This is a genomic window from Vallitaleaceae bacterium 9-2, assembly GCA_038396585.1.
Classification (GTDB): Bacteria; Bacillota; Clostridia; order Lachnospirales; family Vallitaleaceae; genus UBA1351.
Genome location: CP121691.1, coordinates 2,579,079 through 2,600,629, shown reverse-complemented (window position 1 = coordinate 2,600,629; position 21,551 = coordinate 2,579,079). Strand labels below are relative to the sequence as shown.

Here is a 21,551-nt window from a genome sequence, read left to right as displayed (position 1 = left end):
TATAATAGGACAAAGTATAATTCATTGAAAGGATGCAAGTATAATGAAAAAGAAGAAAAAAGTGACAATGCAAGACATAGCCAATGAGTTAGGAATAAGTAAAGTGACAGTTTCAAAAGCGTTTAATGATAAGTATGGAGTGGGACAAGAGCTAAAAGAAGACATATTAAAAAAAGCTGAAGAGATGGGTTACCGTTTTAGAAAAGCAGTAATCGAGGAAGACAACAAACCCAAACATATTATCATTTTTATGGCGCATAAGTATTTTGGAGAGGGTACAAAAGTATATTTTTATGTAAATATGTATCAACGTATTACAAAAGAACTTAATGAAATAGGATATATTGGCACGTTGTCAACGGTTACACCAGATGACCGTGGAGGAAACTTGACTTCTTTAATTGAAAGCAGAAATATCGATGCAATTATGATACTTGGAAACTTAGAAGATTCTTTCCTAGAAAGTGTTCGTAAGTTAACTATACCCAAGATTTATGTGGATTGTATGGAGGTGTCAGCAATATCAGATTGTGTACTATCAGAAAATATATATAGTACATATGAATTGACAAGACACTTATTAGACCAAGGCCACCATTATATTGGGTATGTTGGTTCTGTGCTTGTGACTCAAAGTATTGCAGATCGCTTTTTAGGCTATCAGCGAGCACTTTTGGAAAGAAAGATTATGGTTCGCAAGGATTGGGTACTTGAGGATAGAGACTACCATAATGAAGAAATAGATTTTGAACTACCTAAAGAAATGCCCACAGCCTTTGTATGCAACTGTGATGAAACAGCATATAGATTTATCAAGGCATTGAGAAATCATGGCATTAAAGTACCAGAAGAGATATCTATTGTCAGCTTTGACAACGATATCTATGCAGAGATATGTGATCCAAAACTTACAACGGTAGCCGTTGACATAGATGGGATTGCAAAAGCCGCAGTACGTAAAGTAAAGCGGCGTGTTGAACGTAAAAAATCAACATCTAGAGGTGCAACGATGATTAATGGAAAGATAATCTATAGAGAATCTGTTCATCCTAACCGAGCAAGTAATCTTTTCTAAGGAGATAAAAATGGCGAAAATAATAGGAAATAATTTACCTGAAATACCATGGCAGGAAAAACCGGAAGGATATGACATGCCCGTATGGCGATTTTCCATGAATCCTGTAATCAAGAGAAACCATACAAAAAACAGCAATAGTATTTTTAATAGCGCTGTAGTTGCCTTTGAAGATGGCTACGCAGGTATCTTTAGATGTGATTCCAAGTCAATTAGCATGGATATTTTTGTAGGGTTTAGCCAAGATGGTATTGAATGGGATATACAAGATGAACCGCTATCATTTGAAGGCGAAGACAAGGAAATTCTAAAAAGGGAATACCGTTATGACCCGCGTGTGTGTTACATTGAAGACCGTTATTATATTACGTGGTGTAATGGCTATCATGGACCGACTATAGGAGTGGCGTACACATTTGATTTTAAGACATTCTACCAATTAGAAAATGCGTTTTTACCGTTTAATCGTAACGGTGTTCTTTTTCCTAGAAAAATAGGGGATTACTATGCAATGTTAAGCCGTCCAAGTGATAATGGACATACGCCGTTTGGAGATATTTTTTATAGTCAAAGCAAAGATATGGAATATTGGGGACATCATCGTCATGTGATGGGAACGATAAAAGGAGACACTTCAGCATGGCAGACAACTAAAATTGGTCCGGGTCCTATTCCAATTGAGACCGATCAAGGATGGTTGATGATTTATCATGGTGTATTAAATACATGTAATGGTTTTGTATATCGAATGGGGTGTGCGCTTTTGGATTTAGATGAACCGTGGAAAGTTATCATGCGTTCTAAAAACTATATCTTAGCGCCATATGAAGCGTATGAATGTGTTGGTGACGTTCCAAACGTTGTGTTTCCATGTGCCGCGTTATCAGATGCTGCCAGTGGACGCATTGCAATATATTATGGATGTGCTGATACGGTAACCTCCATCGCGTTTACCACTGTAGATGAGCTGATGGATTATATGAAAAACAATCCGTTGGAGATTTAATTGGAGGCTTAGAATGAAATACATAGATAAACGAGTCGGTATTATATGTCGAGAACTTAAGCGCTTATCGACAAAGCAAAAATTTCCAATTGAAAGCTTTGAATATAAAAAAGGTAACTTCGTCTATCCCCATGATGTAGATGCAGCAAAAGAGCCATGGGAGACGTTTGACAGCAAAACGATGCACTGGTATGGACCGGATAAGCATTATTGGTTTAGAACAACCTATACAGTACCTAAGCAGATGCATAATAAGCCCTTGTGGATTCATGTACGTACGCAGATTAATGAATGGGATGATGCCAAAAATCCTCAATTTCTTTTATTTGTTAATGGAGAGATAACTCAAGGGATTGATATGAATCATCGGAAGGTTTTTCTTACATCAAATGCGCAGGAAGGTGAAGTATATACGTTTGATCTACAAGCGCATACAGGAATTATTCATAGTGAGTTTCAACTGTTTGTTGATGTAATCGAAGTTGATGCTCAAATAGAACAATTATATTATGATATGGATGTGCCGCTATCCGCTTTTAATCGTATGGATGATATGGATCAAAATAAGTTGAAAATGACGGAAATATTAAATGATACCGTTAATTTATTAGATTTGAGAAAACCTTATTCAGAAGCATTTTATCAGTCCCTTACCCAGGCGAAGCAACATATAGAAAAAGCACTATATCAAGAGCTAAGTGGATATGAGGATGTCATTGCAACATGCATTGGACATACGCATATTGATGTAGCATGGTGGTGGACAGTAGAACAGACACGTGAAAAAGTAGGCAGAAGCTTTGCGACGGTTCTTAAGTTTATGGAAGAATATCCGGACTATAAGTTTATGTCAAGTCAACCACAGTTGTATGAGTTTTTAAAAGTACGCTATCCGGATTTATTTGCCAAAGTCAAGGAAAAAGTGGCACAAGGTCGATGGGAACCAGAAGGAGGCATGTGGGTTGAAGCGGATTGTAACCTGACAAGCGGAGAAAGCTTGGTACGTCAGTTTTTACATGGCAAACGTTTTTTTAAAGAAGAGTTTGGTGTGGACAATAAAATCCTGTGGCTTCCGGATGTTTTTGGATATTCAGGGGCACTTCCGCAAATTATGAAAAGGTCAGGAATTGACTATTTTATGACAACAAAACTCGCTTGGAACCAGATGAATCAGATGCCTTATGATACCCTGTACTGGAAAGGTATAGATGGAACGAAGATTTTTACGCATTTGATTACAACCTTAGGAGTGGGACAAGACACAAAGAACTTTTTTACAACATACAATGGTATGCTTCATCCGGATGCGATTATGGGTGGCTGGCAACGCTATAATAATAAGGAACTGAATAACGATATCTTAATTTCTTATGGGTATGGCGATGGCGGTGGCGGACCTACACGCCAAATGCTTGAAACATCAAAGCGGATGGAAAAAGGGATTCAAGGTATTCCAAAAGTACGTCAAGCTTTTTCCAGGACATATTTTGATGAACTATACAACCGGACAAAAGAGCATAAGCGTTTGCCGGAGTGGGAAGGGGAGTTCTACTTTGAATACCATCGTGGAACATATACTTCCATGGCGCGTAATAAAAAATCAAATCGACGGTGTGAGCAATTGTTAATGGATTTAGAGCTTTATAGCATATTGGCAGGGATGGATTATAGTCAACAACTGCATCAGATGTGGCGGGTTGTATTAATGAATCAGTTTCATGATATTTTACCGGGAACATCTATAGAAGAAGTGTATGAGGTGACAAAGGAAGAATATAACCATGTGGAAGCAAAACTACGTGAATACATTGACCATTGCATTGCCAACTTAGTTAGAAAAAAAGAAAACCATGTGACCGTCTTTAATCAATTGGGCTTTGAACGAGATGATATTATTCACCTTCCTAAGGTGGATGGTGATTGTTTAGTTGATGAGAAGGGACAACGTTTTTTACTACAAAAAACGGAGGATGGGTGTATGGCATACTTAACCCATATTCCATCAAAAGCCCAGGCAACATATGAAGTCTTGCAACTAACTGCAGATGAAAAGGCATCTATTAAAAATCCCTTTACAATTCATGAGCGGGGTATCAAAACTCCATTTTATGAAGTACAGTTTAATGCGAACGGACAAATCGTGTCTATTTTGGATTGTGAACAAAAAAGGGAACTGGTGCAGGAAAATAAAGTTGCAAACCATTTTAAGCTATATGAAGATAAGCCGATGGATTATGATAATTGGGACATTGAGATGTACTATAGTGAAAAATATTATGATATAACGGATTTGACAATGTTTGAATGGACTCAAGTAGGACCGGTTAAAGCAGTTTTAAAAGTGGAATATGCATTTAGCCAGTCAAGACTGTGTCAAGAAATTGTTTTTCATAGTCAAAGCCGGCGCATTGATTTTAATACTTATGTCGATTATAGAGAAAAGCAGCACTTGCTAAAAGTCCATTTTCCAATGGATATCCATACAGATGAAGCGACTTTTGATATTCAATTTGGAAATCTTACTCGCAAGACCCATAAAAATACTAGTTGGGATCAAGCACGATTTGAAGTATGTGGACAAAAATGGATCGATATATCAGAAGGAAATTATGGGGTAAGCTTATTAAATGATTGTAAATACGGACATTCCGTTCACGGAAGCGATATGGGGCTTACGCTGTTAAAATCCGGTATTTTGCCAAATCCCAATACAGACCAAGAGGAGCATACATTTAGATATTCACTCTATCCTCATACTGGAGATTGGAAAAAAGCGGGTACTGTAGAGGAAGCCTATAAGTTCAATCAACAGGCCTATGCGGTCATGGGAGAGGCGCTAGGCGATCAACAAGCACTTGTAACAACGGATGATGCTAATGTGTTGATTGAAACAATTAAAGAAGCGCAAGACAATGAGGGAATCATTATTCGTATATATGAATATGAGAACTCTAGAACCCGAACAAAAGTCCGCTGGAACTTAGGAACACTGATTTCTGTTGAAGAGTGTAACTTGATTGAAGAAGTTGAACAAGCGATAGAGCATGACGAAAATAGTTTTAATATTGTTATCAAACCTTTCGAGATAAAGACATATAAGATCAACTATAGAAAATAGAGGAGAACAATATATGGGAGAAGCAAGGCATAAGAATGTGCTACTTATACTTGTAGACCAGTGGCGAGGAGACTGTCTATCTTCATTAGGGCATCCAGTGGTAAAAACACCTTTTCTTGATGATTTGGCAAAAGATGGAGTTATGTTTGGTGCGTGCTATGCACAGGCACCAAGCTGTATTCCTGCTAGAGCCTGTCTGGCAACAGGCAAGAGCCCATATGGATGTGGGCGGATTGGATATAGTGATAAAATTCCATGGACATATGATAAGACCCTAATGCATGGGTTTAGAGATGCAGGATATCAAACCATTAATGTTGGAAAGACGCACTTTTATCCCCAAAGGAACCACTTAGGATTTGAAATCAACGAATTGTACGATCCACAACGTTTAGATGCTGGGTTTATAAGTGATTATCATGCTTGGCTTGAAAAGGAGACCAGGGGAAGCGTCAAAGATCCGGCGATGGAGTGGAGTAATAATAGCTGGGTCGCCCTGCCGTGGCAAGGAGATGATGAATATCATCCAAGTCAGTGGACGGTATCTAAAGCTCAAGAACTCTTGAATAAGCGAGATACGACGCGCCCGTTTTTTATGCAGTTAAGCTTCCACCGACCACATCCGCCCTATGATGCACCCGAGTTTTATACCAAGTATTATGAAGATGAAGTGCTTCCAGAACCTCCAGTAGGTTCGTGGGCCAAAGGCTTAGATAAAAAAACGGTTATGATTGATGCGACATCCGGAAGAATTAGTGATAAACAGTCGATTCGAATGCGCAAAGCATATTATGCATCCATTACCCATGTCGACCATATGATTGGAAGAATGTTGCATTGGCTAAAAGAACATGACTTGTATTCCTCGACAACGATTGTGTTTGTATCAGACCATGGGGAATTATTAGGAGATCATTATATGTATAGAAAGGTCACGCCGTTTGAAGGTTCGGCACGAATCCCTTTGATTATTAAGCCGGGGTCTGGTCTAGAACCAAAAATAGTTCAACCCAACGAAGTGGTCGCTAGCCACTTTGATATACTGCCGACATTATATAATTTAATGGATATAGAATTACCTGGTGGTGTTGAAGGGATGGACTTATTTCACCCAATTGAGCGGGAATTTATTCATGGAGAGCACACCGGATATGGACAAGAAGGGTGGCATTTTTTGACCAATGGAAAATGGAAGTACATTTATGAAACCTATAGCGCTAGAGAGTGGTATTTTGATTTGTCTGCGGATCCAAAAGAATTAAACAATCAGATTCAGTGTGAGTCATCCACGAAGCAAAAGCGTATTGATGCTTGTAGAAGGGCATTAATAGAACGGATTGAAAAAAGACCGGAATATGGTTTTGTTCATAACCATCAATTAACAACATGTCCGAGGATGCCTGATTACTTGGCAAAGAAATCTTAAAAAGCATTGAATACGACGTAAGAAAACCTCTAAAGCCCATGCCAGGTTTTAGAGGTTTTTTATGTATACAAGTTATAGGGTTCTATGGTAAAATATAAGGTGCTGTCATTAATATCAATTAGAAAGGAGTATTGCATGAAGTCTATCAATAAACGTATAAATATTATGACGCTCGTTATTTTTATTTGCATCATTGTTTTCGTTTATATGAGCTTGCTATCTCCGATAAAAAAACGACAAGAAGAGATAACCGTCCAAAACTTTGAATTAAATGTTACCAATCAACATCAAGTCATTGATGAGTTTATCGCAAAAATGATTGGTGAAACCAAAAGCTTGTCAAGCCGCTCAACGATTCGTGAAGCGCTTTTACAATATAAAAATCAAAAAATAAATTGGAATGAACTCTATCAGGTAACCTATCCCAGATATCAAGATGGGATTCATGTGCTTGACCATTATACGTATGTTGCACGATGGGTCGATGATCAGATTTTGGTGAGTTTTGGAGATATACATGAGATTCAAACAACAGAGATTGCTTATTCAGAAGCGTTAACTGTCCATTATGATCATGATCGACAAAACCTTATCATACAAAATCCGATTACAGAAGAAGACCATGTGCTAGGCTATGATATTTTATGTGTAAGCATGATACCAATTCTAGAAAAAATAGATGCCAGAGATTATGATGTGTGGATTCAGCCCAACAAGGATGAAAACACATTAATTCATGACCACGATGTTGTTACTGTAGTAAAAGCCTTTGATAATTTTGAGGGCACTTTTTATGCTCAAATTGAAGAAGACGCGCTATTTGGAGATGCAAGAGATGTTCAATACAGAATTTTTGCATATTCCATTCTAGCGCTAGTTATTATGTTTATTTTTATTGATATCATCGTAGTAAAATATGCAAAATCTATTGTTCGCCAAATTGATGAGTCCCGCAACAATGTTCTTTTGCGAGAGCAAGAAAACCGTAAGTTGATAAATGAAATGAACAAAGGATTTGTTGTTTTTAATATTGAACGCTTAACAGAAGAAGGCAAGATTGCTTATTATTTTCAGAATGTCAATCGAACATTTGAAGAAATAACAGGGATGAAAAAAGATGCGATTCTTGGCAAAGCCTTAGATCAAGTAATGATTGGAAAAGAACAAAGCTGGGTTGTTAGTCTGGACCATGTTGTTAACGAAAAGACGACACTTGCCTTTCAGGTATATATGGATTTTAATCAAAAATGGTATCGTATCTCTGCATACATGCCAAATTATCATCAACTTGCACTCATGATGGATGATATTACAGAAAGCATTATAGTTCAAAGTCGATTAGCCCATAGTGAACAGCAGATGCGCTTGACGCTTGACGTTATCGGCGAAGGTATATGGGATTGGAATATGGCTGACGGGAAGGTCTATCATAACCGAAAATGGTGTGAGATTGTAGGTGTTGATACGATGTTAGATCATCACACCAAAGAAGCTTTTGTGGACTATGTCCACCCGGAAGACCGAGAGAGAGTCAGAGAAAAACTTAATAAGGCTGTTGAAAATGATGAGCCTTATTATAGTGAGCATCGATTGGTTCGAACAGATGGAACGATTATTTGGGTGCTGGATCGAGGCGCATTAGTTTATGATGATTCCTCAGATGGACCCGTTCGAATGCTTGGAAGTATCTTAAATGTAACAAAAAGAAAACAAGTCGAACAAGCTTTATCTCAGGAAAAAGAAGTCTTTAAGACGACGTTGCTTTCTGTTGGCGATGGCGTTATTGCAACGGATGTCTATGGACAAATCAGCTTTATGAATTTAGCGGCCGAAGGCATGACAAAATGGGATGATGAAGAGGTCCAAGGAAAGCCCCTAGAAAGTGTATATAAGCTTATTGATGAAGAGCGAAACCTTGTTATCGAAAATATTATTGAAGATTATATGAATAGGGATGAAAAGGGTGGAAGTTATAAGCTTATACTTGAATCCAAGCAAGGCGATCGGATTCCGATACAAGAGACGATTGCGCCTATTTTAGAAGAAAATGAAGGGGCGACAAAAGGTTTTGTCATAGCATTTAGAGACGTCACAGAGCAAAAAGAACGTCAGCGACAAATTGAAGAGCTAAGCTTTCATGATTACCTGACAGGCTTATACAATCGTAGGTATATGGAGGATTCTATTCGGCGCTTAAATACAAACCGCAATATACCATTGACGATTATGGCTCTAGACATTAATGGATTAAAAATTGCAAACGATGCATTTGGTCATGAAGTTGGAGACCAATTGATTAAAGCAGCAGCCAAAGTAATAAAATCGGCTTGCCGAGAAGAAGATATTGTTGCAAGAACCGGCGGAGATGAATTTATGGTGCTTTTGCCAAATACAACCGCAAAAAATGCAGAAACCATTAAGCAACGTATTTTAACGTTAGCAAAGCAAGAACAGGTAAAATCCATTAGTGTATCGATTGCTATTGGATATTGTGTCAAAGTGGAAAGCTCAGAAGATATCAATGAAATTCAAAAACGTGCAGATAAGCATATGTACAAACATAAAATGAAATCCAGCAAAAAAATGAAGCTTTCGATGATTAGTATGGCTATGGAAAATATTCAAAAAAACTATGAAGCAGAAGAAGTCCATACAGAGCGGGTAGCAGAATTTAGCAGCAAAATACTAGATGCCATGAACTACCCGATTGAAGATATTGAAGAAATATATATGGCTGGAACATTGCATGATATCGGAAAAATTATTTTGTCACCGGAACTTCTTAACAAAAAAGAAGCGTTAACAAAAGATGAAATAGAGCAAGTGCATCGTTATCCGGAAGCGGGCTATCAGATTTTAAAAAATACGGATGAATACGCCAGTATTGCAGAAATTGTGCTATACCATCATGAACGCTATGATGGTAAAGGCTATCCAAGTGGTTTAATAGGGCATCAAATTCCTTTGGAGTCACGTATTATTAGTGTTGCTGATGCCTATGAATCCATGACAGGCAAACGTCCATACAAACGCAAGATGACCAAAGAAGAGGCAATTGATGAATTGAAGCGATGTGCAGGAACCCAATTTGACCCAGAAATTGTCGATGTATTTGTCAATAAAGTGCTTCGAAGAGAAGAATAAGTAGTGGTCAATATGCACAAAAAAATACTGATAAATGTTAAGAATTATACAAAAACTATAAAAGATATTGAATAATGGCTAATATGTGTGTAGAATGTTAATAAGACGTCGACACGCATTTTTTTTACGCAATCTGCTTTATCAGTTTAAAGCGTTGCGCTTTAACTTGAAAAACATAGGAGGAAAGAATGAAGGTATATGTAATCAGCATTATCCTATATATTGTTATGATTTTAACGGTGAGTTTTTTCAGTCGCAAAAAACTAGTGGATGAAGAAGGCTATTTATTAGGCGGGCGATCAATTCCGCCCTGGATGTCGGCATTTTCTTATGGAACAGCTTATTTTTCATCGGTTATTTTCATAGGCTATGCAGGAAAGTTGGGATGGGGATTTGGTTTATCTGTTCTCTGGATTGCACTAGGTAACACCGTTGTTGGGACATTACTGGCCTGGAAAATTCTGGGAAAAAAAACACGAGAAATGACGCAACGCTTAAAAGCATCAACAATGCCGGAATTTTTAGGGATACGTTATGAGAGCCTTGGCATAAAGGTGTTTTCTGCATTGATTATTTTTATTTTTTTATTGCCGTATGCGGCAGGAGTCTATAAAGGGCTTGGGTTTTTATTTGAAAATATTTTTGGTATACCTATGGATATTGTATATCTGATTATGGTGTGTGTGACAGCATTTTATTTATTTGTCGGTGGGTTTATGGCAACGTCGATTGCAGATTTTATACAAGGATGCATTATGATTGTTGGCGCTGTTTTGTTAGTGTTTTATGTAATGACATCAGAAGCTGTTGGTGGACTTTTAGGCGTCTATCGTCGTCTAGAAGCTATACCACAAGTAGGTAAGCAACTGGTGAGCCCTGTTGGACCACCGGGATTGGCCCTCATAGTGTCTTTAGTTATTTTAACGAGCCTAGGGTCGTGGGGCTTACCTCAAATGGTTCACAAATTTTATACCATAAAAAATGAACGGTCGATTAAAACGGCTGCAGTTGTTTCGACAGGATTTGCCGCTTTAATTACAACTAGCGCCTACTTAACAGGGGCAGTGAGCCGCCTTGTGCTTAGTAATGTCAAACCTGAAAGCTATGATCAAGTGATACCTATGGTTATGGAGAAAACACTGCCTTTGGCTGTGAGTGCTGTATTGTTGGTCTTAGTCCTATCAGCATCCATGTCGACATTAGCCTCAGTAGTTATCGCCGCCAGTTCTGCAGTTGCCGTTGACCTTGTCAAGACAATTAAACCCGGGATACAACCAAAGCAAAACATGTTAATACTTCGTTGTATGTTTGTTGTCTTTGTTGTGGGTTCTTTTTTATTGGCTAAGAGTGAAAGTTCTATAATGAATTTGGCGGCATTATCTTGGGGAACAGTGTCTGGATGTTTGTTGGCACCCTATATTCTTGGACTATATTGGAAAAAAGCAAATCTCATCGGTGCTTATGCCGGAATGATTACGGCGTTAATAATCACGATTACAGGTGTTTTGTTGCTGGAAGGAGGCGTATCCAGTCCATATATTCCGATTGTCGGAGCGTTATCGGTTGTTCTACCGTTTATACCAATGAGTATTGTTAGTCTTGTGACGCGGCCCCATGAAAAAGGATATTTGAATTACATCTACGCAACCAAATAAAAATAAAGGAGAAGAACAATGCATACGATAGAATATCTTGAAAAAAAGGATATGGAACATATTCAACTGATGCGATTAAAGCAAACGGTGCAACGGGTATATGATCATGTACCTTATTATCGTGGACTTATGGAACAAGCACAGGTTACACCGGAAGCGATCAAGCATTTGTCAGATATAGCCAAATTACCATTTTCCAATAAAGAAGACTTACGTATTAACTATCCTTTTGGGCTTTTTGCAGTTGCAAAGGACCAGATTGTACGCTTGCATGCATCCTCAGGAACAACAGGAAAGCCAACCGTCGTAGGTTACACACAACATGATCTGGACATGTGGAGCGAAGCGGTAAAGCGGTTAGCAGTAATGGCAGGTGCAACTCAAGAGGATGTTGTTCAAATAGCTTTTGGCTATGGATTATTTACAGGAGCTTTTGGGTTACACTATGGGTTAGAAAAGCTAGGTGCAACTATTATACCCATCTCTTCAGGAAATACGAAAAAGCAGTTGATGATGATGCAAGATCTTGGAACGACAATTCTAGTTTCCACACCATCGTATGCCTTACATATGGGTGAGGTTGCTAAAAATATGGGCATTGATCCCAAAAAAGATTTACAGTTAAGAATTGGACTTTTTGGAGGAGAAGGCTCATCAGAATCGGTACGAAAAGAGCTTGAAGATGTGTGGGGGATTCTGGCAACAGAAAATTATGGGATGAGTGAATTGATCGGTCCAGGCGTTAGTGGAGAGTGTGTGCATAAGATGGGGATGCATATTAATGAAGATTATTTTCTAGCTGAAATTATTGACCCGGTGACACAAGAAGTTCTTGAGGATGGTCAAATAGGGGAACTGGTCATAACGACCCTGGATAAAGAAGCGCTACCATTAATTCGCTATAGAACAAAAGATTTAACCCGTTTAATAAAAGAACCTTGTGCCTGTGGTCGAACCACAAAGCGAATGGAAAAAATATCGGGACGCAGTGATGATATGCTGATTATTCGTGGAGTCAATGTTTTTCCAACGCAAATAGAAGAAGTCATGGGCGAGTTTGACGAACTGGCACCCCATTATGAGATTCTTCTTAGGAAAGAAGGGCACCTAGACACACTTGAAATAAAAATCGAATTGAAAACAGATATGAATTTAGACTCATATCAATATCTTCAAAACCTAGAAAAAGAAATTAAGCATCGTTTACGAACCATGTTAAATTTACAGGCTATAGTTTCTTTAGTTAGTCCTAAAACCCTCCAACGGTTTGAAGGAAAGGCTAAACGTATTAAAGACTTAAGAAAGATTCAGGAGGAAAATCATGAAACAAATTATGTTAGGCAATGAAGCGGTTGCACGAGGAGCATATGAAGCAGGTGTGCGTGTGGCTGTGGCATATCCCGGAACACCCAGTACAGAAATTACTGAGTTTATAGCAATGTATGATGAAATCTATGCGCAGTGGTCTGCAAATGAAAAGGTAGCGCTTGAGGTGGGGTTAGGTGCTGCAATAGCAGGGAGTCGAACCCTTGTCTCCATGAAGCATGTCGGTGTTAATGTGGCAGCAGACCCATTGTTCACATCAGCTTATACGGGTATTAATGCAGGACTGGTGATTATGGTTGCGGATGATCCAGGCATGCACAGCTCACAAAATGAACAAGATAGTCGCTATTATGCGAAGTCTGCCCATGTGCCCATGCTAGAACCATCAGATAGTCAAGAAGCAAAGGCATTTGTAAAATTAGCCTTTGAAATAAGTGAAACTTATGATACACCTGTGTTTGTACGTTTAACAACACGTATTTCTCATAGTCAAAGTGTGGTTGAACTTCAAGAGCGTCAAGAACGTTTGCTCAAGCCATATACAAAAGATGTAAAAAAATATGTAATGATGCCTGGAATGGCCAGATTACGTCATTTGGTTGTTCAAGAGCGCATGGAGACCATTGCGTCGGATGCCAATGCATTTGACATTAATCGTGTCGTTATGGAGGATACCTCGACAGGGATTATTACTAGTGGTCTTGCATACCAGTATGTCAAAGAAACCTACCCAAAGGCATCGGTGCTAAAACTGGGAATGGTGCATCCACTGCCTAGAAGACGTATTGAATCGTTTGCCTCAAGTGTAGACAGGCTATATGTTATCGAAGAGCTAGAACCTATAATAGAAGATACGATTAAATCCTGGGGGATACAAGTTATGGGAAAAGAGTTGTTGACCCTTCAGGGAGAGTATAGTGCCAATCTTTTAAGGGAACAATTATTAGGAGAGACACTTCAACGAGATATCCCCAAGCAACTTCCCGGCAGACCTCCGGTTATGTGTCCTGGATGTCCTCATCGCGGGATTTATCATGCAATGAATTCCCTTGGTCTTCATGCAACAGGGGATATTGGATGTTATACCTTAGGCGCGTTAGCGCCGTTAAACGGCATTGACACATGTGTAGATATGGGTGCCAGTGTATCCATGCTTTTGGGGATAGAAAAAGCCAGGGGTAAAGACTTTATAAAAAATTGGATTGCAATTATTGGGGATTCAACATTTGTACACTCAGGAATTACAGGTCTTGTGGATATGGTGTATAACAATAGTAGTGCAACAGTATTAATCTTGGATAATTCAACAACAGGAATGACGGGACACCAAGATAATCCAACGACAGGAAAGACACTTAAGGGGAATAAAGCTCCGGTTCTTAACTTGGTCGAGTTATGCAAAGCAATAGGCGTTAAGAATGTATGTGTGGTTGATCCATTCGAACAAGAAGACGTGGAAAAGGTTCTATATGAACAAACACAAGCGGATTGCCTTTCCGTTATTATTGCAAGTCGTCCTTGTGAGCTATTGGATAAAAAAAGACCACGAGTGGCCTACATTGTTGACCCGATGAGTTGTATCCAATGTGAACTTTGTCTCGAGATGGGATGTCCGGCAATATCAAAAGTGAATGGTGATATAGTAATTAATGATAATCTATGTGCAGATTGCGGATTATGTCTTGAGCTATGCCGTGTCAATGCAATTAAGAAAAAGGAGGATTTTCTATTATGAGAACTCGAAATATATTAATTGTGGGTGTTGGTGGACAAGGGACGCTCTTGACTAGCCGGGTGTTGGGTAATTTAGCGGTAAATCAAGGCCATGACGTAAAGTTATCCGAAGTTCATGGAATGAGTCAACGCGGTGGTTCTGTTGTGACCCATGTGCGTTATGGACAAAAAGTCTATTCGCCATTAGTAGAAGTCGGTGAAGCAGATATTATCCTTGCTTTTGAAAAAATGGAAGCTTTACGCTGGAAGCACTTTCTGCGACCGGACGGAATCTTATTAGTGAATATGCAACAGATTAACCCGATGCCGGTAACCATTGGTCAGGCAATCTATCCGGAGAATATCTTGGATGTGCTTTGTGAAGAAGTCAAAAACTTTTATCCGGTTGATGCACTAAACGAGGCAAGGGAGTTAGGCAATAGTCGTACCATGAATATGGTGCTGGTGGGAGTTTTAGCTGCCAAGATGGATATTGATCCAGAAAAATGGCTGGAAGTGATTGCATGTACGGTTCCTCAAAAGACCATTGATATCAATCAAAAAGCCTTTGAGCGAGGATATGGACTTATTCGAAACGAGGTGACGCCATGATTTGGAATGAACATCATGAATGCATGTCAAGACAAGATAGAACCCGACTCCAAGATGAACGGCTCATCGAAATGGTGGAACGGGTATATTATAACGTACCGTTTTATCGTAAAAAAATGCAAACGATGGGGATAGAACCAGGAGATATCACGGGTATCAAAGATTTAAATAAACTGCCCTTTACAACAAAAGATGACCTTCGCGACAATTATCCCTTCGGACTTTTTGCTTCCCCAATGGAAGATGTGGTTCGCCTGCATGCATCCTCAGGAACGACAGGCAAACCCACAGTTGTGGGATATACTCGAAAAGATATAGCGCTATTTTCCGAAGTCGTTGCAAGGTCCCTAACAGCAGCCGGAGTTAAGCGGCATGATATGATACAAAACGCCTATGGATATGGATTGTTTACAGGAGGATTAGGTGTTCATTACGGTGCAGAGCGTATTGGAGCAACCGTGGTTCCTATTTCGGCGGGCAATACGAAGAAGCAGGTGCAACTTTTACAAGATATGGGAACAACAGCTATGGCGTTGACACCATCTTATGCCTTATATCTTGCAGAGACGTTGGAAGAGATGAATATTGATCCAAAATCTCTACCATTAAAAATAGGTATTTTTGGTGCAGAACCTTGGACGGAAGGCATGCGTGAAGAGATAGAAAAGCGCCTAGATATTAAAGCGATTGATATCTATGGACTATCAGAAATTATTGGACCGGGTGTATCGATTGAATGTCAGGAGCAAAAGGGCCTGCATATTTTCGAAGATCACTTTATTCCTGAGATTATAGACCCAAGAACCTTAGAGACACTTGACGCAGGTGAAGAAGGGGAGTTGGTGTTCACAACAGTAACCAAGGAGGCATTACCACTTTTACGCTATCGTACGAGAGATTTGACAACCCTTGATTATAGTCCTTGTGCTTGTGGACGCACCCTTGTGCGAATGAAAAAATGTACAGGGCGAAGCGATGATATGATGATTATACGGGGAATCAATGTTTTTCCGTCACAGATCGAATCGGTTTTACTTGAGCTTAATGAAACCAAACCGCATTACCTTCTCATTGTTGATCGGGAGAATAACTTAGATACCCTTGAAGTACAGGTCGAAGTTGATGACAAAGTCTTTTCAGATGAGATTCGAAAACTTGAGCAGCTTAAAGGAAAAATAAAAAGCGCCTTGGATTCAACCTTGAGTATTTCTGTAAAAGTAACTTTGGTTGAGCCAAAGACGCTCCGGCGAAGTGAAGGGAAAGCAAAACGTGTTATTGATAAACGCCATTTATATGAGGAGGTTGAAGGATGATTATAAAACAATTAACCATTTTTTTAGAAAATAAATCGGGACGTTTAAGTGAAGCGACCAAAGTGCTTGGCGACAACGGGATTAATATATCGGCTTTGTCTATCGCAGATACTTCTGAATATGGCTTGTTGCGATTAATTGTCAGTGACGGAGAAAAAGCCGTTGAATTATTAAAACAAGAGGGTTTTTCGGTAAGCTTGACCAATGTTATCTGCCTAAAAGTGGAACATCGTCCGGGAACACTTCATGATGCAATTGCCGCTTTATCACAAAGTGGTGTGGATGTAGAATACATGTATGCTTATGTAGCAGGCAATCATGCATCCGTCATTATGAAAGTGTCAGATTGTCAAAAAGCTATTGATACATTAAAAAAAGAGAATATTGATATTCTTGAAGCAAAGGAAGTCTATCATAACTGTCAATAAGATACCAAAGACTAGTTGCCGCATTCGATGCTTATTTCGTTGAAGATATTAAGGAGATCATTGATTTTAATGGTCTCTTTATCTTTTCCGGCGCGGTCATAGATAATATTGCCTTGATTCATCATGATAATACGATTGCCATATTCAGCCGCATAACGTAGATTATGTGTGACCATCATAGCGGTTAATTTTTTTTCGCGAACGATTTTGTCGGTTAAGATCATAATCGTTTCGGCTGTTTTAGGATCAAGAGCGGCAGTGTGTTCATCTAAAATCAAAAAATCAATCGGAGTCAATGTGGACATAATGAGTGCGACAGCTTGACGCTGACCACCGGAAAGAGCTCCAAGCTTAACATCCATCTTGTCTTCTAGACCAAGACCAAGTGATGCTAACTGTTCACGATAATAATCGATACGTGATTTGTTCACACCAAGACTTAGGCCAAAAGGTTTTCCCTTATGATCTGCTAGGGATAAGTTTTCAAGCATTGTTAGATTTGGGCAAGTGCCCATGGCAGGATTTTGATAAACGCGGCCGATACGATTATGACGCTTATATTCAGGCATCTTTACAATGCTTTTTCCATGTATACGAATATCTCCATCCTCAATAGGAATATTTCCACAGATAATATTAAGGAGAGAGGTTTTTCCGCTTCCATTACTTCCAACAATAGATAAGAACTGACCATCATCAACGGTGAGGTTGAATTTATCAAAAAGACACATTTCTGTAATAAGACCTGGATTATAGATTTTTGTTATATTATTTAGCTCAAGCATTTGAAGTCACTCCTTTTGTATGTTTTTTTTGATAATTTCCATACACCAATATCGCTAAGAAAAGTATGCTGGTAATAAGCTTTAGGAGATTTGCAGGTAAACCTAAGCTAAGTGCCACTTGGATACAAGCTTTATAGATAACGCTACCGACTAAAACGGCAGTGGTTCCTTTAACAAATCCAAAGCGTTTAAAAACAGTGGTTCCCATGATAACAGTGGCAAGACCAAAAACAACTTGTCCGGTTCCCATGGTACTGGAAAAGGCACGCTGCTCTTGACAGACAATTGCACCAGATAAAGCCACAAGAGCATTAGCAATGGTTAAACCGATGATTTTAACAGAACCTTTATCTTTGGCTAAAGTAGTGACTATAACATCATTGTCTCCGACAGCACGAAGTAATAAACCGCTTTTTGTCTTAAAGTATAAGTCAAGAATCAATTTGAAAACGAAAGCGATGATTAACGTTATCAGAAGCTTGCGATAAACTAATGGAACAGTGCCAAAAAGAAGGTTAAATACACCGGTTGTAAAAATCGTATCAACACTGCGGTCAATGATAAGATTGGAACCTGCGATTTGCAGATTGATGGAAAATAGTGCTGTCATCGTAATGATACCTGCAAGTAAATCGCGAATATGTAAACGTACATGAATAAATCCAGTTACAAGTCCTGCAAATGCACCAAAGAGTAAGGCGACGAGCAAGGTAAGGTAAGGATTGATATGATTGGTAAGCAAAACAGCCGTAATGGCAGCCCCCAAAGGGAAGCTGCCGTCTACGGTTAGATCAGGAAAATCCAGTATTTTATAGGTGATATAGACGCCGTAGGATAAGAGTGCATATATCAATCCTTGAGTTAATGTATTTACTGCTAAGTCAATGATATTTAACATAATTTTATCTCCTAGTTAAGTTGTACAGGAACAGCTTTTTCTTCTATAGATGAAGGAAGTACCATGCCAAGTTCTTCGAGGGCTTGAGTGTTTGTATAGATACTATATTCTTGTATGGTTTCATAGGGAAGGTCTGTTGCTTTTGCTTGGTTTGTTAAGATTTTTGCAGCCATGGCACCGGTTTGAATACCGAGTTGGTAATAGTCGATACCTGCTGCAGCCACGCAGCCAATTTTGACTTGCTCGATTTCACTTCCATAGATAGGAATTGAAGCGGCTGTTGTTTTATCTAAGATTGCAGGAAGTACGCCCACAACATTGTTATCCGTTAAATTTGAAAAAGCGTCAACATTATGAGCAATTAACGTATCGGCAGCCAAAGTGACTTCAGATTGTTGCGTAACCCCAATAGCTTCAATGGTAAAACCGTATTCAGGTGCTTTGGCTTGATACTCTTCGATAGCTGAGATAGAGTTGGGTTCGCTTGTCGTGTAGATAATACCGATAGTTTTTGCATCAGGTTGCATCTGACGAATAAGTTCGAGTTGAGCACCAACGGGAAGTTTATCACTGGTTCCTGTGACATTACCGCTATCAAGTTTAGCTTGAACAGGGTCGGTGATTGCAGTAAAGACAACAGGGATATCTTTGCCTTCTGTAGCAGCGTATAAAGCAGTTGCAGAAGGGGTTGCGATTCCTACCATTAAGTCAACATTGTTCGAAGCAAAGGTTTGAGCAATTTGTGTGTTGATGGCATTGTCAAATCCAGCATTTTGATAATCGATGGTAAAGTCTTCACCTTCGGATAATCCGGCTTCAACTAAACCTTGAATGAATCCTTCGCGACAATTATCAAGAGAGGCGTGCTCGCCATATTGAGAGATGCCTATTTTGGGGATCGAATTACTAGAGCATCCGGTTGCTAATACGGCTAATAATAATAATGTGAATAGTGCTAAACGTGTTTTTTTCATGTTTTTCCCTCCATAGTGGTTGTGATTTTTAATTTATCAAGTGCATGAATACAGAAGCTATGCCTTGTTTGGCTTCGTAGATTACTCGTGTTAAGAAAATGGCTGTAGAATAAAAAAAGCTTCTGTCCTATAATAATAGGACAAAAGCTTGTTAACTCTTCTGCGGTACCACCTAAATTGATGCAAAGCATCCACTTAATACGTACAATCATACGTTTCCCTAGGATAACGGGCGGGAATCCCGTTGGTCATTACTAAGCTTATCGCCGTTCCTACCACCTTCATGAGCCCATTCGATATGACGAGGATTATTGCAATTTCACCACCTGCAACTCTCTATAAATCATCGGAACATATCTACTCTTCTCATTCCATAGTTTATATGTGATTAATTTGTACTTATCATACGCTTAAAAAAAAACTTTGTCAAGATAAAAATTTTAAAGAATAAAGTTTGCTTGGAAAGCGTTAAGGGCAAAAGTAGAGAAATTAAGGGGGATAGATAGGGTATCCGTGTTGCGTATTCGAAAAAATTAAGGTAAAATAGACCGTAGTCTTTTCGTTTAGAAAAGTTAAGGAGCGTATATGAACGAGTTTAAAAATATATTGGATGGCTATAAAGAACGTGTTGGACGCATTGCTTTATTTGACTTGTTTTACACTATGGATAAAAGGCAAAAAACGGATAGAGAAGGTAAACCTATTGATTATTTTGGCATGTATCTTCTTACATTGGTTTTCTTTTTTGAAAAAATGCTTCAGCGCAATAAAAATATCAGCATAGATATGCTTGCAGATTTTTTGCGTCAAACATTTGAAGAACATTATCACTTTGAAGCCAATGATTTTTATGAAATAGCCCGAAGTTTAATTGAAGCGATGCGACCGCCTTCAGGAAGGCGTAACCGTCGTGATTTTTATAATTATGAAACAAAAAAAGAAGATGCAGTCGAATACAGCCTTTTGAAAGTCAGTGGATGGGACAAAGAAAAGAATGTTCAGTATTATGCATTAGATGAGCAAGGTCTGGAGCTCATTTTTGCAACCAAAGAGTATTACAGTGAATTTCAGATTTCCATTAGCCAATTAATTCTTCGCAAGCAATTGGAAAAAGGCGAGTTTGTTGGTGCACTTCGCCAAATTGATGAAATGCAGGTAGGCGTTCATACAATCAAAGAAAAAATTATTCAGATAAAACATGAGGTTCAGCGAAATATTGTCTCGGATGAGACTTATGATCGCTATAAAGATTTAATTGATGATATCAATCGGCGCCTAAAAAGAGAACATGAAGAATTTGAAGAGATAGCAACATTTGTTCAAGAGACGAAGCATCATTATGAACGGAGTCGAATCTTGTCTCCCAAAGATCAGTTAGCATTTTCCATGGTGATTCGTATTGACAATGAACTGGCGGATGTGCATCACCTGCACTCAAGCTTGCTTGAAGAGAGCATTGAACTTAAGATGACAGCTTTAGACTCGGCAAGAGAATCGCTATATTTTATTGGTGTATCATCATTTAATTTTGATCAAGAGATTGCCAGAAAAATCATGACGATTCCAATGCCGGTTCAAGAGACAAAAGTTATAGCACATCCATATTTGGGATTAAGTCAGGCAAAAATTTGGTCGCCTATGGCATTGTTCGCACCTCAATGGATGAAAAAGGAAGAACAAGATGTGTCGAGGCATTTGTTTTTGGAACCTGAAAAAGGTGAACAGGTAAAGCAACTCCATATGCAACAACAGATATACAAACAGATATTTAACGAGATATCTTCTATGTTAATGCAACAACAACGGATGACGCTGCAAAACATTTGTCGTCACATGAACCAGAAGTATTTACAGGTTAGAGAAACCTATGATTTTTTTATTGTATTACATCAAATGTCACCTCTTGATCTTGAAGCCATTAAAGAGCAACCTGACCATGTGTTTTATGAGGCGTTTAAGGATTTAGACGTTCATTATAAGTGGATTCAAGCCATAGAAAATGTTGGTATTGTTGATGTTGACCCGAATTACACGATTCGCAATATGGAAATCATATTATCAGACAAGGAGTTCTAAGC

General features: G+C 38.8%; 15 protein-coding genes and 1 other annotated feature. Of the genes, 12 read left to right on the top strand and 3 right to left on the bottom strand.

The features are described 5' to 3' along the window. Window positions 1–43 precede the first annotated feature (43 nt). The 11 genes from QBE53_12120 (at window position 44) to QBE53_12070 (ending at window position 16,816) form a co-directional block, all read left to right on the top strand. A complete protein-coding gene (locus QBE53_12120; GenBank protein WZL80547.1) occupies window positions 44–1,075 on the top strand; it encodes a LacI family DNA-binding transcriptional regulator in 1,032 nt (343 codons plus the stop codon). 4 nt (window positions 1,076–1,079) lie between these two features. Continuing rightward, window positions 1,080–2,081, top strand: a complete 1,002-nt coding sequence (locus QBE53_12115; protein WZL83306.1) for a glycoside hydrolase family 130 protein — start codon at window positions 1,080–1,082, stop codon at window positions 2,079–2,081. 13 nt (window positions 2,082–2,094) lie between these two features. After that, entirely contained in the window at window positions 2,095–5,199 is a 3,105-nt protein-coding gene (locus QBE53_12110; protein WZL80546.1) for an alpha-mannosidase, read from the top strand. Between the two features lie 13 nt (window positions 5,200–5,212). Further along, the gene (locus QBE53_12105; protein WZL80545.1) at window positions 5,213–6,625 is read left to right on the top strand and encodes a sulfatase-like hydrolase/transferase; all 1,413 of its coding nucleotides are present in this window, start codon (window positions 5,213–5,215) and stop codon (window positions 6,623–6,625) included. 135 nt (window positions 6,626–6,760) lie between these two features. Continuing rightward, window positions 6,761–9,769 (top strand): diguanylate cyclase, encoded by a 3,009-nt coding sequence (locus QBE53_12100; GenBank protein ID WZL80544.1) that lies wholly within the window; start codon window positions 6,761–6,763, stop codon window positions 9,767–9,769. A gap of 188 nt (window positions 9,770–9,957) precedes the next feature. Continuing rightward, window positions 9,958–11,424 (top strand): sodium:solute symporter, encoded by a 1,467-nt coding sequence (locus tag QBE53_12095; protein ID WZL80543.1) that lies wholly within the window; start codon window positions 9,958–9,960, stop codon window positions 11,422–11,424. 18 nt (window positions 11,425–11,442) lie between these two features. Next, window positions 11,443–12,771 (top strand): phenylacetate--CoA ligase, encoded by a 1,329-nt coding sequence (locus QBE53_12090; protein WZL80542.1) that lies wholly within the window; start codon window positions 11,443–11,445, stop codon window positions 12,769–12,771. Then, entirely contained in the window at window positions 12,746–14,485 is a 1,740-nt protein-coding gene (gene iorA / locus QBE53_12085; protein ID WZL80541.1) for an indolepyruvate ferredoxin oxidoreductase subunit alpha, read from the top strand. The genes QBE53_12090 and iorA overlap by 26 nt, the downstream gene beginning before the upstream one ends. After that, a complete protein-coding gene (locus QBE53_12080; GenBank protein ID WZL80540.1) occupies window positions 14,482–15,075 on the top strand; it encodes an indolepyruvate oxidoreductase subunit beta in 594 nt (197 codons plus the stop codon). Before iorA ends, QBE53_12080 begins: the two co-directional genes overlap by 4 nt. Next, complete coding sequence (locus tag QBE53_12075; GenBank protein ID WZL80539.1) at window positions 15,072–16,388, top strand: phenylacetate--CoA ligase; 1,317 nt, start codon at window positions 15,072–15,074, stop codon at window positions 16,386–16,388. The genes QBE53_12080 and QBE53_12075 overlap by 4 nt, the downstream gene beginning before the upstream one ends. Continuing rightward, window positions 16,385–16,816, top strand: a complete 432-nt coding sequence (locus QBE53_12070) for an ACT domain-containing protein (protein ID WZL80538.1) — start codon at window positions 16,385–16,387, stop codon at window positions 16,814–16,816. The genes QBE53_12075 and QBE53_12070 overlap by 4 nt, the downstream gene beginning before the upstream one ends. Before the next feature lie 11 nt (window positions 16,817–16,827). Here QBE53_12070 and QBE53_12065 read toward each other — a convergent pair whose 3' ends face one another. The 3 genes from QBE53_12065 to QBE53_12055 are packed head-to-tail and all read right to left on the bottom strand — an operon-like array spanning window position 16,828 to window position 19,473. Further along, a complete protein-coding gene (locus QBE53_12065; protein WZL80537.1) occupies window positions 16,828–17,601 on the bottom strand; it encodes an ATP-binding cassette domain-containing protein in 774 nt (257 codons plus the stop codon). Further along, entirely contained in the window at window positions 17,594–18,499 is a 906-nt protein-coding gene (locus QBE53_12060) for an ABC transporter permease (GenBank protein WZL80536.1), read from the bottom strand. Before QBE53_12060 ends, QBE53_12065 begins: the two co-directional genes overlap by 8 nt. An 11-nt stretch (window positions 18,500–18,510) precedes the next feature. Further along, complete coding sequence (locus QBE53_12055) at window positions 18,511–19,473, bottom strand: ABC transporter substrate-binding protein (GenBank protein WZL80535.1); 963 nt, start codon at window positions 19,471–19,473, stop codon at window positions 18,511–18,513. Window positions 19,474–19,606: 133 nt separating this feature from the next. Beyond that, window positions 19,607–19,856: a binding site (T-box leader), on the bottom strand. 202 nt (window positions 19,857–20,058) lie between these two features. Between QBE53_12055 and QBE53_12050 the strand changes: the two genes are divergently transcribed. Further along, window positions 20,059–21,549, top strand: a complete 1,491-nt coding sequence (locus tag QBE53_12050; GenBank protein WZL80534.1) for a replicative DNA helicase — start codon at window positions 20,059–20,061, stop codon at window positions 21,547–21,549. Window positions 21,550–21,551: the final 2 nt, after the last annotated feature.